Origin of the sequence: Brachyspira sp. SAP_772 (assembly GCF_009755885.1) — a bacterium.
Taxonomy (GTDB): domain Bacteria; phylum Spirochaetota; class Brachyspiria; order Brachyspirales; family Brachyspiraceae; genus Brachyspira.
Genome location: NZ_VYIX01000002.1, coordinates 951,773 through 966,884 on the forward strand (window position 1 = coordinate 951,773; position 15,112 = coordinate 966,884).

15 protein-coding genes are annotated in these 15,112 nt (G+C 30.0%); 4 read left to right on the forward strand and 11 right to left on the reverse strand.

Annotated features, from left to right (window positions below):
* Positions 1-6: 6 nt before the first annotated feature.
* Genes GQX97_RS09395 through rpmF form a run of 6 tightly spaced genes read right to left on the reverse strand, consistent with a single transcriptional unit; the run spans position 7 to position 5,139 of the window.
* Positions 7-576, reverse strand: coding sequence for an FMN-binding protein (locus tag GQX97_RS09395; RefSeq protein WP_157151676.1), 570 nt, complete (start codon positions 574-576; stop codon positions 7-9).
* Positions 576-1,667 carry an RnfABCDGE type electron transport complex subunit D gene (locus GQX97_RS09400; protein ID WP_157151677.1) on the reverse strand — a complete coding sequence of 364 codons (1,092 nt, stop codon included), beginning with the start codon at positions 1,665-1,667 and terminating at the stop codon, positions 576-578. The genes GQX97_RS09395 and GQX97_RS09400 overlap by 1 nt, the downstream gene beginning before the upstream one ends.
* A gap of 4 nt (positions 1,668-1,671) precedes the next feature.
* Complete coding sequence (rsxC, locus tag GQX97_RS09405; RefSeq protein ID WP_157151678.1) at positions 1,672-2,979, reverse strand: electron transport complex subunit RsxC; 1,308 nt, start codon at positions 2,977-2,979, stop codon at positions 1,672-1,674.
* Between the two features lie 55 nt (positions 2,980-3,034).
* Positions 3,035-3,889, reverse strand: a complete 855-nt coding sequence (locus tag GQX97_RS09410) for a 3-oxoacyl-ACP synthase III family protein (RefSeq protein WP_157151679.1) — start codon at positions 3,887-3,889, stop codon at positions 3,035-3,037.
* 14 nt (positions 3,890-3,903) lie between these two features.
* Positions 3,904-4,923, reverse strand: coding sequence for a phosphate acyltransferase PlsX (plsX, locus tag GQX97_RS09415; RefSeq protein WP_157151680.1), 1,020 nt, complete (start codon positions 4,921-4,923; stop codon positions 3,904-3,906).
* A gap of 21 nt (positions 4,924-4,944) precedes the next feature.
* Complete coding sequence (gene rpmF, locus GQX97_RS09420; protein WP_147732075.1) at positions 4,945-5,139, reverse strand: 50S ribosomal protein L32; 195 nt, start codon at positions 5,137-5,139, stop codon at positions 4,945-4,947.
* A gap of 319 nt (positions 5,140-5,458) precedes the next feature.
* On the opposite strand from rpmF, the gene der reads away from it, so the two are divergent.
* From der to GQX97_RS09435, 3 genes are read left to right on the forward strand one after another with little or no spacing between them, the layout of a single operon-like run.
* On the forward strand, positions 5,459-6,934 hold the full coding sequence (gene der, locus GQX97_RS09425) for a ribosome biogenesis GTPase Der (protein WP_157151681.1): 1,476 nt from the start codon (positions 5,459-5,461) through the stop codon (positions 6,932-6,934).
* Positions 6,924-7,571, forward strand: a complete 648-nt coding sequence (gene plsY, locus GQX97_RS09430; protein WP_157151682.1) for a glycerol-3-phosphate 1-O-acyltransferase PlsY — start codon at positions 6,924-6,926, stop codon at positions 7,569-7,571. Before der ends, plsY begins: the two co-directional genes overlap by 11 nt.
* Before the next feature lie 30 nt (positions 7,572-7,601).
* The gene (locus tag GQX97_RS09435; protein ID WP_157151683.1) at positions 7,602-8,195 is read left to right on the forward strand and encodes a sodium:solute symporter family transporter; all 594 of its coding nucleotides are present in this window, start codon (positions 7,602-7,604) and stop codon (positions 8,193-8,195) included.
* Positions 8,196-8,332: 137 nt separating this feature from the next.
* Here the strand turns inward: GQX97_RS09435 and greA are convergent, their stop codons facing one another.
* Positions 8,333-8,797: a transcription elongation factor GreA gene (gene greA / locus GQX97_RS09440; RefSeq protein WP_157151684.1), complete on the reverse strand. Its 465-nt coding sequence runs from the start codon at positions 8,795-8,797 to the stop codon at positions 8,333-8,335.
* A gap of 173 nt (positions 8,798-8,970) precedes the next feature.
* Here greA and GQX97_RS09445 point away from each other — a divergent pair, with 173 nt between their 5' ends.
* Positions 8,971-10,023, forward strand: a complete 1,053-nt coding sequence (locus GQX97_RS09445; RefSeq protein ID WP_157151685.1) for a DegT/DnrJ/EryC1/StrS aminotransferase family protein — start codon at positions 8,971-8,973, stop codon at positions 10,021-10,023.
* 16 nt (positions 10,024-10,039) lie between these two features.
* Here the strand turns inward: GQX97_RS09445 and GQX97_RS09450 are convergent, their stop codons facing one another.
* The 4 genes from GQX97_RS09450 to dnaN all read right to left on the reverse strand — a co-directional run bounded on the left by GQX97_RS09450 (position 10,040) and on the right by dnaN (position 15,038).
* The gene (locus tag GQX97_RS09450) at positions 10,040-10,882 is read right to left on the reverse strand and encodes a toxin A (protein ID WP_157151686.1); all 843 of its coding nucleotides are present in this window, start codon (positions 10,880-10,882) and stop codon (positions 10,040-10,042) included.
* Between the two features lie 149 nt (positions 10,883-11,031).
* Positions 11,032-12,522 (reverse strand): hypothetical protein, encoded by a 1,491-nt coding sequence (locus GQX97_RS09455; RefSeq protein ID WP_157151687.1) that lies wholly within the window; start codon positions 12,520-12,522, stop codon positions 11,032-11,034.
* A 20-nt stretch (positions 12,523-12,542) separates the two neighbouring features.
* Entirely contained in the window at positions 12,543-13,316 is a 774-nt protein-coding gene (locus GQX97_RS09460; protein ID WP_157151688.1) for a hypothetical protein, read from the reverse strand.
* Between the two features lie 594 nt (positions 13,317-13,910).
* Positions 13,911-15,038, reverse strand: coding sequence for a DNA polymerase III subunit beta (gene dnaN, locus GQX97_RS09465; RefSeq protein WP_157151689.1), 1,128 nt, complete (start codon positions 15,036-15,038; stop codon positions 13,911-13,913).
* Positions 15,039-15,112 lie beyond the last annotated feature (74 nt).

Consider the following 15,112-nt stretch of genomic DNA (forward strand, 5'->3'; position numbering starts at 1 on the left):
GATTTTTTATTCTAAAAATAAACTAACAGCCTGTTCATTAGCACTATTAACGGCAGTAATAACAGAAGTGCTTGATATAGTAGCTCCACTTATGGCAGCTATTTGAGCATCAAGTGCTTCTTCTGGTTTTATACCTTTTACAACAGTAAGAGGTACAACAGAACTCTTATTAGTAAATTGATTTCTAAAACTCTCCTCTACAATTTTTGCACCAAGTCCGGGAGTTTCAGCTTGCTCAGTAACAACAATTCCTGTAACAGTAGTAGCATCGCCGCTAAAACCAACTAACACCTTATTTTGACCATTATATCCGCCAGCAGAAGAAAGCACAGCATAACCTGCCACAGAACCATCAGCCTTTTTACCAATATAATATGGATAAGTAGCATCATTAATAGGCCCTTCTATATTATCAGCATCAGGTATAACAGCCTTAACACCATTTAATACAGTCTTTTCATTGTTTGCTAAAATATCTTTCTCAAAAGAAGAATAAACAAATGATAATAAAAATCCAGCAATTAGAGCAGTTATTGTAACAGATATTACAGCTTTATATGTAACTTCTTTTTTCATTATTTTGCTCCTTGTTGTTGTTTTTCTATATTTATAGCCTCTTTCTTACCAAAAGGTTTAGGACGAGTATACATAGCTATTAAAGGCATAAACATATTTCCTATCAATATAGAATACATAGTATATTCTGGAGAAGAACCAAAAGCTCTAAGTATTGCAAGTACAGCACCTATTAAAAGAGCATATATCCAAGCACCTAAATGACTAGAAGGACAAGTAACCATGTCAGTAGCCATAAAGAAAGCACCTAAAACAAATCCGCCTGCAAATATTTGATATATAGGAGAAGCAAACTCTCCGGGCATAGCAAGAGAAAGTATTAAACTTATTGTAACTAAAGAAATGAGCATTCCTAAAGGTATTCTCCAATCTATAGTTTTAGTAACAATGAGGAATATTCCGCCTATTGTAAGAAGTATAACAGAAGTCTCTCCTATAGCTCCGCCAGTGCTTCCTAATAACATTTGTAGATAATAATGTGATTCAAATTTAATTTGTTCTATTAGAGAAGTGCTAATTCCGTCAGCATAACTAAACTTCATAAAAGTTAAAGGAGTAGCCTGTGATAAAGCAGTAGTCATATCTATAGCTTGAGTACCGCCGCTTACAGTATTAACTAAATTACTAAGTCCATCAGCAAATAAATCAAAGAAAGGCACTCTAACAGGAGGAGTATAAGTACTCATTTGAGCAGGGAAAGCAACTTGTAAAAAAGCCCTTCCTACTAAAGCAGGATTAAATATGTTAGAACCCAAACCTCCAAAAACTTCTTTAGCAAATATAATAGCAACAGCACCGCCAATAACAACCATTGTTACAGTAGTGCTAGGAGGTAAAGTCATCACTAAAAGCAAAGCAGTAACCACTGAAGCATAATCAGGAAGTACAGGCTGCTTTCTCATCTTTCTAACAATTATATTACATAAAACACAAGTAATAATAGAAGCAAGATATAATATAATTACTCTATTGCCAAACAACACTACGCTATATATAATAGCAGGCAAAAGAGCAATAATTACTCTTAGCATAATTTTTTGTGTAGTATCTCCATCTTTTATATGAGGAGAAGATTCAGTGTATAACTTCATTATCTTATCTCCTTAACAAATCTTTACCGTATCTAATCCATTGTACCAAAGGTATTTTGGAAGGACAAATATAAGAACAACATCCGCATTCAAAACAAGTAGCTATATCCAAAGCATTTAATCTATCTTTAACTTTAGCCTTAGCAGTATGAGCTATCTCAGTAGGAGCAAGATGAAGCGGACAAGCATCAGCACATCTTCCGCATTTAATACAAGGATATTCCACTTCTTTAGGCAATTTATTTTTATCTAAGAAAAGTAAAGAGTTAGTACCTTTATTAACACATTGCTCCAAATTAGGAACACTTGCCCCCATCATAGGACCGCCCGCTATAACAAGCACATCTTCAGAAATAAGACCCCCACACTCATTAACTATATGAGAAATAGGAGTACCAAGAGGCACCCAAATATTTTTATGTTCTTTTATAGCATCGCCAGATACAGTAACAATTCTCTCTATTAAAGGTTTATCTTTAGCAACAGCTTCATATATAGCATATAAAGTAGCTATATTAACAACCAATACACTCACATCCATAGGAAGCTTACCTACAGGTACCACCCTACCAGTAGCAGCATCAATAAGCATTTTTTCAGCCCCCTGAGGATAACGAAGCCTTAAAGGCATTACTTCAACATTATAATTTTTAGCAACCTTGCCCATTTCTTCAATAGCCAAAGGTTTATTAGCCTCTATACCTATAACAGTTCTTTTTACAGAAGGAATAATTTTTCTTAATATTTCTATACCTTTGAATAAATCTTCAGTATGTTCCATCATAAGCCTATAATCACTAGTAATATAAGGCTCACATTCAACACCGTTAATAATTAAAGTATCACAATTGCCCTTAGCAGCACCATCAACTTTAACATTAGTAGGGAAGGTAGCTCCTCCCATACCAACTATACCGGCATTTTGAATCTTTTTAGACATTTCTTCTGCAGATAAAGTCATATAATTATTATTTAGAGTAAAATCAACATTATTAGCTTCAGCATCTAAATTAATAAGAAAAGCATTAGCCCCCCTTCCTAAAGGCGGAGGAGCAATTTCTATATTAGCAATAGTTCCGCTAACAGAAGAAAACACATTTCCAGATACATATCCGCTAGCCTCGCCAATCATTTCTCCTCTTTGAACTTTATCCCCTTTATTTTTTAACATTTTAGCAGGTGCACCTATATGCTGTGCCATAGATATTAAAACTGATTTCGGAGCTTGGGTCATAGTAGAAGAAGCTATCTGAGCAGTATCTTTGCTATCATGAGGATGCACACCCCCAAAACGAAATTTACCTAACTTCATAATATATGTCCTTATTTTTTACAATTTTTTATATAAACTAATATTTAATCAATATTTAGTCAATGTTTAATACAGCAACAGCTCTAGTATAACCGCTTCCATAACTGCATAAAGCTAATTTAGTGTTTTTCTTTATACTGCCGTCTTCTAAAGCCATAGAAAGAGCAACTCCAGAAGAAGCACTCAATGAAGAGTTAGCATTCTCCATTTTTGTATAAACAATGTCTTTAGGAACATTCAAAGTATTAACAAAAGCATCAAAAGCATTTTTACTAGAATATGAAGGTATGTAGTAAGTAGGTTCTATGTTATTTTTAGATAAAGTTTCTTTTATGTATAGAGCAGCTTTTTTTGCTTCTTCTTCAAATATATCATCATTTTTTATAGAAATGAAATGTTCTTTATTATTAACACCTTCTTTAGTGTATGGTTTAGCAGTTCCGCCCATAGGGATATAACAATTTTCTAAGGCACTGCCGTCTGTAACAGAATCTATGAAAGATATTTCAATATTTGATTTTTCATTAGAAACCATAGCAGCAACAGAAGCATCATCGAATCTATTAGTATCATCACAAATATAAAAAGATTCTGCAGCTACTACTAAAATATTTTTATATCTATTGCTTTTTACAAAAGCATAAGCAAGTCTTAAAGCAGATATAAAACCAGTAAAATCACTTTCTATATCAAAACAAAAAGCATTTTTTGCTTCAATTTTACCTGCTAATATACAAGCAGTAGAAGGATAAATATAGTCTTTAGTAACAGTAGCACAAATAATAGCATCTATAGATAAAGGATCTATGTCTTTTATAACATCTTTAATAGATTCCATAGCTAATTCAGATGCAGGCATAGATGTTTGTTTATTTTTATAAGTAGCCTTACAAGATTTAATATATACCATATATAAAAACCCTTTTAAAAAATTCTTCTTTTTACACCAGAATCTAAAAGTTCTTTAGATATTTTTTCATTTATTTTGGCATCTAAGAATTTATACATATTAAGCACAGCGTTAGTTACACCAGCTCCGCCAGTAGTACCATGTCCAACAAAAGCACCGCCATTTAATCCAAGCAATATAGCAGAACCATAAGAATCAGCACTCATTTGTGTCTTTAAATTTTTAAATACAGACTTCATCATAACCGCCCCCATCATATTAAGAGGGTTCTTTTTTATTTCAGTTTTTAGTAAATTTACCATTAAACTAGCAGTTCCTTCAATGCTTTTTAATACTATATTACCATCAAATCCATCTGCAAGTACAACATCAGCAATATCTGATTTAAGCATGCTGTTAGGTTCAACATTACCTACAAAATTTACTTTTTTCATTTTTTCTAGTCTTTCAAAGTATTTTTTTACAGCAGCATTTCCCTTACTGTCTTCTTCGCCTATATTTAAAAGAGCAACTCTTGGATTATTTATGTTCATATATCTTTTAGCGAATACTCTGCCCATAACGGCAAATTGAGCCATATAATCTGGAGTACAATCAACATTCGCCCCCATATCCATCATACAAAACTCCCCACCTATTTTAGGAAGTGTGGATACCAAAGGGGGACGCATAACACCTTTTAAACGACCTATTTCTGTAAGTGCAGCAGCCAAAGTAGCTCCAGTGTTACCCGGTGAGAAGAAACCTTCTGCTTTTTTGTCTGATACCAAACGTGCTGCCACTAATACAGAGGCATTTTTTTTATGTTTTACCGCAACAGCTGGAGTTTCTGTCATTTCTATAATAGAATCACTATGTTTTACATCTATACGATTCTTATCATATTTTAATGATGATAAAGATTTAACAATATCTTTTTCATTGCCTACTAATATTAAATTTACATCTCTATTTAAAGACAATGCTCCAATTGCACCATTTACTAATTCGTCTAGAGGTTTTTCTCCGCTAGCAACATCTATGGATAAATTCATTGATAATCCTAATTATTTTTATTAACCAGCATTTTGATTTTTATTAGCTTTTACTACTCTATCTTTATAGAAACCGCATTCAGGGCAGATTCTGTGCGGCATTCTTTCTGCTCCGCATTGAGGACAGATTGATAAAGAACCTAAAAATCTTTTATCATTAGCAGCTTGTCTTGATCTCTTTTTTGATTTCGATTTTCTATGCTTAGGTACAGCCATTTTTTTCTCCTTAAAAGTTATATATAATACTCAAATTCATAATAAGTAAACTCTATTTTACTATTATGTATCATTTTTGTCAAGTTTAATTCTTAGTTACTTCTATACCCTATATTGTTTTTAAGCATAATAGATATTATGAATAAATCCTAAAAAAAATTGATATTTCAAAAAATAGCTATTGGTATAAAAATAAAGTAATAAAAAAATATAAGGTATACTATTTTGTCTATCTTCACAGAGCTAAAATAAAAATATAATAGCAATATATTATATTTTATGTTATTATAAAAAGAGTATAATATTTAAGGTTTAATAAATGAAGAATATTGCTATACTTGGAAGACCTAATGTAGGTAAGTCCACGCTTTTTAATAGATTTGCAGGAAGAAGAAAATCAATAGTTGATCCTACAGCTGGAGTAACAAGAGATATAAGCATAGCAAAGACTTATATTGATGATATAGCCTTTAATGTGTTTGATACAGGCGGGCTTTTAGATATGAGTGAAGATGTTTTAAATGAAAAAGTGAGAGAAAAAGCATTAAAAACTGCTACAGATGAGGCTCACTTGCTTTTATTTGTTGTAGATGCTCATGAAAGCCATCCTGATGACAGGCATTTTATTAATACTATAAGAAAATTAAATAAACCTATTATACTTGTTGTAAATAAAATAGATTCTAATTCTCATAACAGTTTAATTAATGAATTTTACTCTCTTGGCATAAAGGATATTATAGCTATAAGTGCCGAGCATAATAACGGCATTGATGATTTGAGAGAAAAAATCCTTGAAGTTTTTGAGAGGGTAGGCATTGATTTAGAAGCAGAGAGGGAGAATACTAAAAGAGAAGAAGACAAGAAAAAAGAAGACAATGTTTTAGATGATGATGAATTGTTTGAAGAAGAAGATTTTGATGAAGAATATGATGATGATAGCGAAAAAGATAATAAAAAACAACGCAGACTCGATGAATATATATCAAAAAAGAAAATCATAAATATAGCCATAGTAGGAAAACCTAATGCAGGAAAATCTACTTTATTAAATACATTAATTGGCAAAGACAGAAGCATTGTTTCAAATATTGCAGGCACTACGAGAGATTCTATAGATGAAACATTTAATTTTAAAGGCGATGATATTTGTCTTGTAGATACTGCTGGTATAAGAAAGAAGAAGAATGTTAATACAGATGTTGAATATTATAGTGTAAATAGAGCTATAAAAGCGATAGAGGCTTCAGATGTATGTATACTTATGCTTGATGTTTTTGAAGGTTTAACCGACCAAGATAAAACTATAGCAAACTTAATAATAGAGAGAAAAAAGGGCATAATAATAGCGGCTAATAAATGGGATATAAGAGAGAAGGGCACTACTTGGAATGATTATGAAGCTTATATGAAGTCTGCTTTTCCTGTGCTTAATTATGCTTTTTATGCTAGGGTTTGTGCCGCTAGAAAAAATGATGCTGAGAAACTATTATCTTTGGCTGTTAGGGTTGCTAAAACAAGGCTTCAGAGGTTTGAAACACATGCACTTACAGAAACTATGGTGAGAGCCACAAGAGAATATTCTATATCTGCAGGAGGTAATCCATTTAAGATATTCTATGTTACGCAAACTGGTATTAATCCGCCTGCTTTTGCTGTATTTTGTAATCATCCTCATAAATTAAACTCACATTATAAAAGATATTTAGAAAACAGATTTAGAGAGATGTTCGACTTTAGAGGAACACCTATTATACTTAACTTTAGAAAGAGAGGAAAGAAATATGATAATTAAAATTTTAATAAGCCTAGTTATATCATATATAATTGGTGCTATACCATTTTCATTTATAATAGGAAAAATTAATGGTCATGATGTGAGAAAAGAGGGCAGCTGCAATCCGGGTGCAAGTAATGTACTTAGAGTATGCGGTAAAAAGGCTGGTATTGCTGCTTATATTTGCGACATAGGTAAGGGAATGATTGCTGTTATTGTACCCAGCATTATTCTTTCTAATATTATTTTAAGCCATAGCTATATTTTAATTTTTTGTGCTGTAGCTTCTATACTTGGGCATGTATTTTCTATATTTTTAGGTTTTAAAGGCGGTAAGGGAGTTGCAACTAGTGCTGGTTCTATGTTTATGCTTGCTCCAGTGAGTTTAATTATTACTATGGTGTTTTTCTTTATAGGTTTATTTGCTTCAAGAAAAACTGTTGCTGTTGGTTCTACTGTTGCTGCTTTGGCTTTTCCTGTTGTATTGAGTTTATTATATTTTAAAGCTAATTTCTTATATAGAATATTTTTTAATGTTAATTATATTGCTTTGCTTCCAATAGCTATACTCCTTGCAATATTTATTATAATAAAACATATACCAAATTATAAAAGAATATTAAAAGGTGAAGAGAATAGTTTTTCAAAAAAATAATTTTTATATAAAATTGACAATGCTTAAAAAATGTCTATAATTATACTATACTCTATGACAACTGTATTTATAAAAGATGTATATGAAGAATATTTTTCTAAAGATAAAAAAGAAGCTCCTTTATCTTTTTTGATGATTGTATCTGCTATATTAGGTATTATTATAATTATATTTGTACTAGTTGGATTTAAAGGGTCTGTAAAATCTGTGTTAGATGTTGTAGGGAGCTATATATCTTATTTTTCTGGTCCTGCATGCGGAGTTTTTCTCCTTGCAATATTTTCTAAAAAAGCTAATGATAAAGGTTCTGCTCTAGGTTTTATATTTGGTTTTATAATAGGACTTTATTTAGCTAAAACTTATAATATATTTTGGATAATTAATCCTGCTATAGGGGCATCCATTACTTTTATAACAGGATACATTTTTAGCTGTATTATACACAACAAAACAAATAAATCTGATATAGAAAAATACACTATTTTTGGAATATCAAAGCTTCAAAATCAATCTGAAGAAGATATGAAGTATGGAATACCTTTAAAATTTGATAGATATTCTGTATCTGTATTAGTATTTTTCCTTGTTCAATATGTTATTTTGTTTATACTGCAATATTATTAAGTTTGTGAATATATTAATTAAAAACTATATTTTTTGATTAGTAAGCAATAAGAAAAAGTTTATTTGTAAAAATAATTAAAAAGGCTTGAATATATATTCATACTCAAGCCTTCATTAAAAATATTTAGAATTATTTATTACAGATTAATTTCTAATATTTCTAATACCTTATCTCCAGCAGGCACTTTTATAGTAACAACATCTCCAACTTTTTTTGTAAGAAGCCCTTTAGCAATAGGTGTAACTATAGTAATTTCATTTTTAGACATATCTGCTTCCAACTCTCCTACAATTCTATACTCAGAAACTATATTAGAGTTTTTATCTTTAACTTTTACTCTTTTTCCAAAAGTTACAATGTCTTTATTCATTTTTGAAGGGTCTACTATTTCAGATGCTGCCAAATCGCTTTCTAATTTAGAGATTTGTGCTTGAAGAAGTCCTTGTTTTTCTCTTGCAGCATGATATTCTGCATTTTCTTTCAAGTCTCCTTTTTCTCTTGCTTCAGCTATTATAGCAGGTAAAGTATCAAACTCTGCTTTTAATTCTGATAGCTTTTCTTTTGCTTTATCGTATCCTTCTTTAGTTATAGGTTTTCTCATATTGATATATCCTCTCACAGACTTATTATAGATAAAACTTTATTATATAATAATTTCTAATATTTACAAGCATATAAATAAGGATTTGAATATTTATAATATATTCTATATTGAAAATTATTATAATTAATATATTATTATACCAAATAAAAAATATATATGAGGAACAAAAATTGATACGTCATTCTAGGCCTACTATAAGAAAAAAAGATTTAGAATCTGCTTTAAGGGTAATGATTAGCGATAATCTTGCCACTGGAGATATTATATATGAATTTGAAAGAACTTTTGCTAGTTATTTTGGTAAGAGTTTTTCTGCTATATTTGTTAATAGCGGTACTAGTGCTTTAGAATTAATATTAAGGCATTTAAATGTTGGAGAGGGTGATGAGGTGATTATGTCATCTTTTTTAAATAGTTCTCCTCTTCAGGTTGTTACAAATCTTAAGGCTACTCCTATATTAATAGATATAGATGAAGATAGTTTTCAAATTTCTATGGATAATGTTATAGAGGCTATTAATGAAAAAACCAAAGCTATTATAGTTTCACATATGTTTGGTAATTGTGCTTTAATTGATGAGCTTGCTGATATTAAAGTACCTGTGATAGAAGATGCTTCACATAGTTTGGGTGGTAAATACAGAGATACTTTGCTTGGAAGTTTTGGTGATTATGCTTATTTTTCATTATCTGCTACTAGAATGATTACTTCAGGCGGTGCTGGCGGAATGATACTTACCAAAAAAAAGGGAATGGACGCTATAAGAGATATTATTAATTATGATAAAAAAGATAATTTTATTCAGAGATTTAATTATTGTGCCACAGATTTGCAGGCTTCTATAGGTATGGAAGAGCTTAAACATCTTGAGAGAATGGTTGAGGTGAGGGCAGATATTGCTTCTTTTTATGATAGTGCTATATTAGAGAGTAATTTAATAAAGTTATCTATGCATGACAGTGAAAGTCCTTCTTATTATAGATATGTTTGTATGCTTAATGGGTCTATGAATATTTATGATGTAATAAAGATGTTTGAGCGTCATAATGTTGAAGTGGCTAGACCAGTATTTAAGCCTTTGCATCAGTATTTAAACTTGCCTAATGAAGATTTTCCTAATACTGAAAATGCATATTTAAAAAGCATATCTTTCCCAATATATCCTACATTACAAAAAAGCGAGGCTGAGCTTATTTGCAAACTTATAAAACAAATAAGATAAAATTGTATTAAAATATTTAAATAATTTTGAATACTAATCCAGCATCCATATTAAAATAAAGCTTTCCTGTAAATGAAGGGTGAGAAATATATTGACCTATTTTTAAGTTTACTTCTGTATAGAATCTGCTTAAAAACTCATATTCAAAATGAGCATATGCTCCTATAGAATGCCAAAGCTGTTTTGTGTTATTCATATAAGCTAACATATAATTGATACCTACTGCAAGTGGAGATAAATCAAATAGTATTAAGCTGTCAAGCTTATAAGATACATCATTTTGCTCTCTAACAAGAAGAAGCTCATAATCTAAAAAATATTTTCCTCTATTAATATAAGCATATTTGAATGTTAAACCAGCCTGTAATATTAAACCTGTGCCGTCAAAGAGATTATCAAATAAAGGAAGTATAAAAGTAGGAGTTATTTCTGCTTCAAAAGATGTATTATCTGTTTTTAATGCTTTATTTATTGCATCAGTGTTAACTGCAATATTTGAACTATCAAAATTAACAAAACCTCTTTTTGCTGAAGTATAATAATTCACTAAAGCAACACTGGTATTTATATTAAAATATTTTGAAATAGAAGAGTCCACATATATTTTTAACTTATTTCTTTCAGCATCCAAATGATCACTTATACCAACATCCGTTCTTATACCTTCCCATATGTAACCGGGGAAAACATCTGTAATAAATCTATAGTATAGCGATAATTGTCCGCCGCCATCTAAATATGGAAAGAAATATCCATCTAAATGACCTCTAATATAAAGCCCGGGCTGTATATTGGTTTGGGCATATAGTATTGATGTAATAATTAAATATATAACAATTAAAAATTTTATTAACTTCATTTACAAAACTAAAAAATAGTATAAATTATATTATATAATATATTAAAAAAAATTGCATATTTATTAAAAAAATTGGGGACAAGTTATAGGCAACCTATCCCCTTAATACATTTATTTAGTAGAAAAATTGAAAAAAGATAATGTCTTATTTATAGTCTATAAGAAAGCTGAGCACCCCAAGAGTCTATATTTAATAAACTTTGTGGTGTAGTAGTAATAGTACCTGTTGTAGGAGTAGTACGAGCAACTAAGAATAAGTCAATAAAGAAATCCTCTCCAACTATGAAGCCCATACCAGTAAATAGATTCATTGTAGATTCAAAAGCATAGCTGAAAGATTTATATTTTCCGCCAGCTAATACTTCAGTTGTTCCATTTTCCATAGCAAAACCTAATCTATAACTAACACCAGCTCTAAACTCAAACCAATCAACAGGTCTGAAAGCTGTACCAAAAGGAAGCTCAACATAAGGAGTAGTTACTATTAATGAAGTTTTGTCTCCTGAAGTAGTAGTATTTTCTGTTGCTGTTTGTCCTGTACTTTCTGTTTTTGATACAGTTTTTACATTACCAGCATTTGTAACAGCAATTGCAACACCAATTTTTGGCTCCATAATTAATCTTACTCTGTCATCAGCCAAGCTCCATTCTAAAGTAGGATAAGCATTAACATCAGCATACATATTAAATACTTTATCTTGAGTTGTAACTGAATTTGTTTTAGTTTCTGTAGCAGTGCCACTTACAGGAGTATATTTATATGTCTGATAATAATCAGATTTTTGTCCCATACCATATATATCAAAACCTAAAGTAAGACCGAAATTTAATCCAGTCATAGGGCCAGCTACTAAAGGCATATAAAACTCTGGACTTATAGAAAGATTCATAGGATTATTGCTTGTATTTGTTATTCCTGTTTGTCTTTCAGAAGAACTTACATTAGGTGTATCTGATTTATTTAAAGAATAAGATTTTGAATATGAGTTTCCTGCATCGTTTATAGTTAATCTTACAGGTATTTTTAATTTCATTTCACCAAATACTAAACCTACTGCTACTTCATGTACCCATTGAGAAGTGCCTGTAGTATTTGTAATAACTAAGAAATTTTTATCGTTAGTAGGATTAAAGCTTGTATATCCTTCTTCTACTTGTTTACTATTTCCTCTTGCTATTAAATAATGAATAGATATCATATCATTGATTTTGAATACTGGTCTAATAGCAAAAGTAGAACCTGTAGTAACTTCTTTWCCAAGAGTAAYTCCATTTATAGATGTAGTACCACTATATGGATTATAATCAATTCTTGATTCATTCATAGAATAAATACCAGCAATACCAAAATACATAGCATTATTTAATATAGGCACGCCGAAAAATGCTTGTACAGCAGTAGAATCACTAGAGTTAAAACCGGGTACATAACCAGCTGAGAATATTGTTCTGTTTAAGTCAAATATATCTTTAGCGTTTAATTTATCAGTGTCTGTAGAAAACTCGCCAGCAGTAGCTCTTTTTACAGCAGAGTTATCCAAGTTATCTATAAAAGTATTCATATTAGCAGTAGGAATTTGTGCGAAAGAATATGCAAAAGTTATACATAAAGCAGTAAGAATTAATATTAATTTTTTCATTTTCAATCTCCGTTTTTATATTAATAAAGCCATAGTTTATAATTACCAGATGTTGTAGTTGTTGTTAATGATATTATTCCAGTAGATGGTACTATGTTATAAAAATATTCAGCTGTAGCAGAATTTGGATTAACTACACATATATAAGTTTTACCAGCATCATTTTGAGTTAATGTTATTGTAGTAGTAGTAGAAGAAATTGTACCTTCTTGGGTTGGTTTTTCTATAATTTTATCTATATCCATATATTGATATTTTATTGTTACATTTCCAGTTATATTGTCTGGTATAAGTACTGTAGGACCACCATAATAATTAAAATGTATATCATTTCCTGAAGCATCTTTTACAGAGATTACATTTTTTTCGAATAGGAATAATGGATCATTTATATTAACAGATCCGCTAGTGCCAACTGTTGCAATAGTTGTTCTTGTTACTACAGGAGCTATTAAAGTTTTAGTATATTTATATATAACGCTACCATAACTTGGAGCAGTAACAGTAGTAGTAAATTGATATATGCTGCCGTCTGTATTTTTTGTAACATTTGCTGCTTTATATACTTTACCAGCACTGTCAACTACTTCAACTATTTCTGTTACTTTTTCTCCAGCACTTGCAAAATTTTCAACATTTACAGTAGTATTAACGGTTATAGAAGCTTTTTTTGTTCCTGAAGATACTTCTGTTTTTTTAAAGTTATAGGCATCTGATGGTTTTGTTGAGTCTGCTCCGCAGCTTATAACGAATAATGATGATACAAGCATTAGAGCTAATAAAGTGTTTTTCATTTTACTTTTTCTCCTTGTTTTTTTTGGTTTTTTTTACTTTATTTGAATATTATTGTTATAATAATATCAGCGAGTAGAATAGATTTTAAAATACAAAATGCAGCATACTTTTTGTGTAATGCTGCATTTTGTGTGTGCAATGAAAGTTTATAAATCTTTATGAAATAAATAAGATAATTGGCAATTTTTTTTAATGATGTGGTTATAGAATTAGTGTAGTGTAGTGTAGTGTAGTGTAGTGTAGTGTAGTGTAGTGTAGTGTAGTGTAGTGTAGTTACACATAGTAGTTATCCCAATAGCCATATTTGTAATTTTATAAGTGGTATTTTAATATAAAAACCTTAAAAGTCAAATGAAAATTTGATATTTATTTAATTTTTTTAAAAAAATAACTTTTTTTTCTACACTTTTTTTAAAATTTTATTAAATTTACCTTAAAATATAGTAAAAAATATTTTTGAATGTAAAAAATGTTTTATGCTAATAAATAAAATATTCTCGCACTTTTTATTAAAAACTATACTAAAATACATAGTTATTACTTTATATTTTTATAAAACTATTCAAATGTATAGAAATATATTATAATAAAAATTACTCTTCGCCAATACTCATAGGCATAATGATGAAATAATAATCTTCTCTCTCTATTTCTCTCACTATAGTAGGGCTTGAATCTTTATTTACCATAAATGTAACTATTTCGGAATCTATTTGCTTTATTACATCTTGAATATAAGTATAATTATAAGCAACAGAATGCTCTTCGCCTGTATATTTTATGTCTATCTCTTCTAAAGATTCTCCCATCTCTTGGTTTATACCTTTAACTTTTAAAGACTCCTCAGAAACAGTAAGTATCATTCTCTTAGAGCGAACATCATAAATCATAGGAACAACTCTTCTAATAGCATCAAGTAAGTCATTTTTGTTTACTCTAAAACTATAAGCAAACTCTTTAGGTATAACCTGTCTAAAATTAGGATATTTTCCTTCTATAAGGCTAGATACAAAGTCATATTTACCAACTTGGAAATATACCTGCTGACCATCAACTCCCATTTTTACCTGTTCAACTTCGTCATAATTAGCAGTAACTAATATTTCATTTAATACTTTAGGCTCTATGATTATTGAAAAAGAACCAGCTTCAATTCCTTCAAACTCTCTCTCTATAATAGCCATTCTTCTTCCATCTGTAGCAACTGCTAAAAATTTAGAGTCAGTTTTCTCAAAACATATACCTCTCAAAGCAGGCTTGAAAGGTTCTTTAGCTATTGAAGATATTGTTTTATTAATCATAGTAACCAATTCTTTTGTAGGAAGCATTATATAATTAATATCACTATTGCTTTCAGGATAAGCAGGGAAATCATCAGTTTTCATACCAATGATTAAGTGTTTAGTTTTACCATTTTCAGATTCTATATTAATTTTTTCATTTTCTTCAACGTTTATAGTAATCATACCATCAGGCATTTCTTTAAGTATAGAGCTTATTTTTTTAGCATATACAGCAACAGTACCTTCTCCCTCACAATCATCAAGCATAATTCTACTTCTTGCCCAAACAGAACCATCAGTAGCAGTTAATGTAAGCATATTACCAGCAAGATGAAAAAGCACATTACTTTCTATATTGTATATTACTTTTCCTTCAACAACGTTTTCTGTAACTCCAATAGATTTTACTATATCTTTTTTTAAACATCTAAATTTCATTGCTTCCTCTTTATTCTATAGAATATTGTATAAAACACTAGTTTATATAAGGCATTATTTTAACATAAAAAACT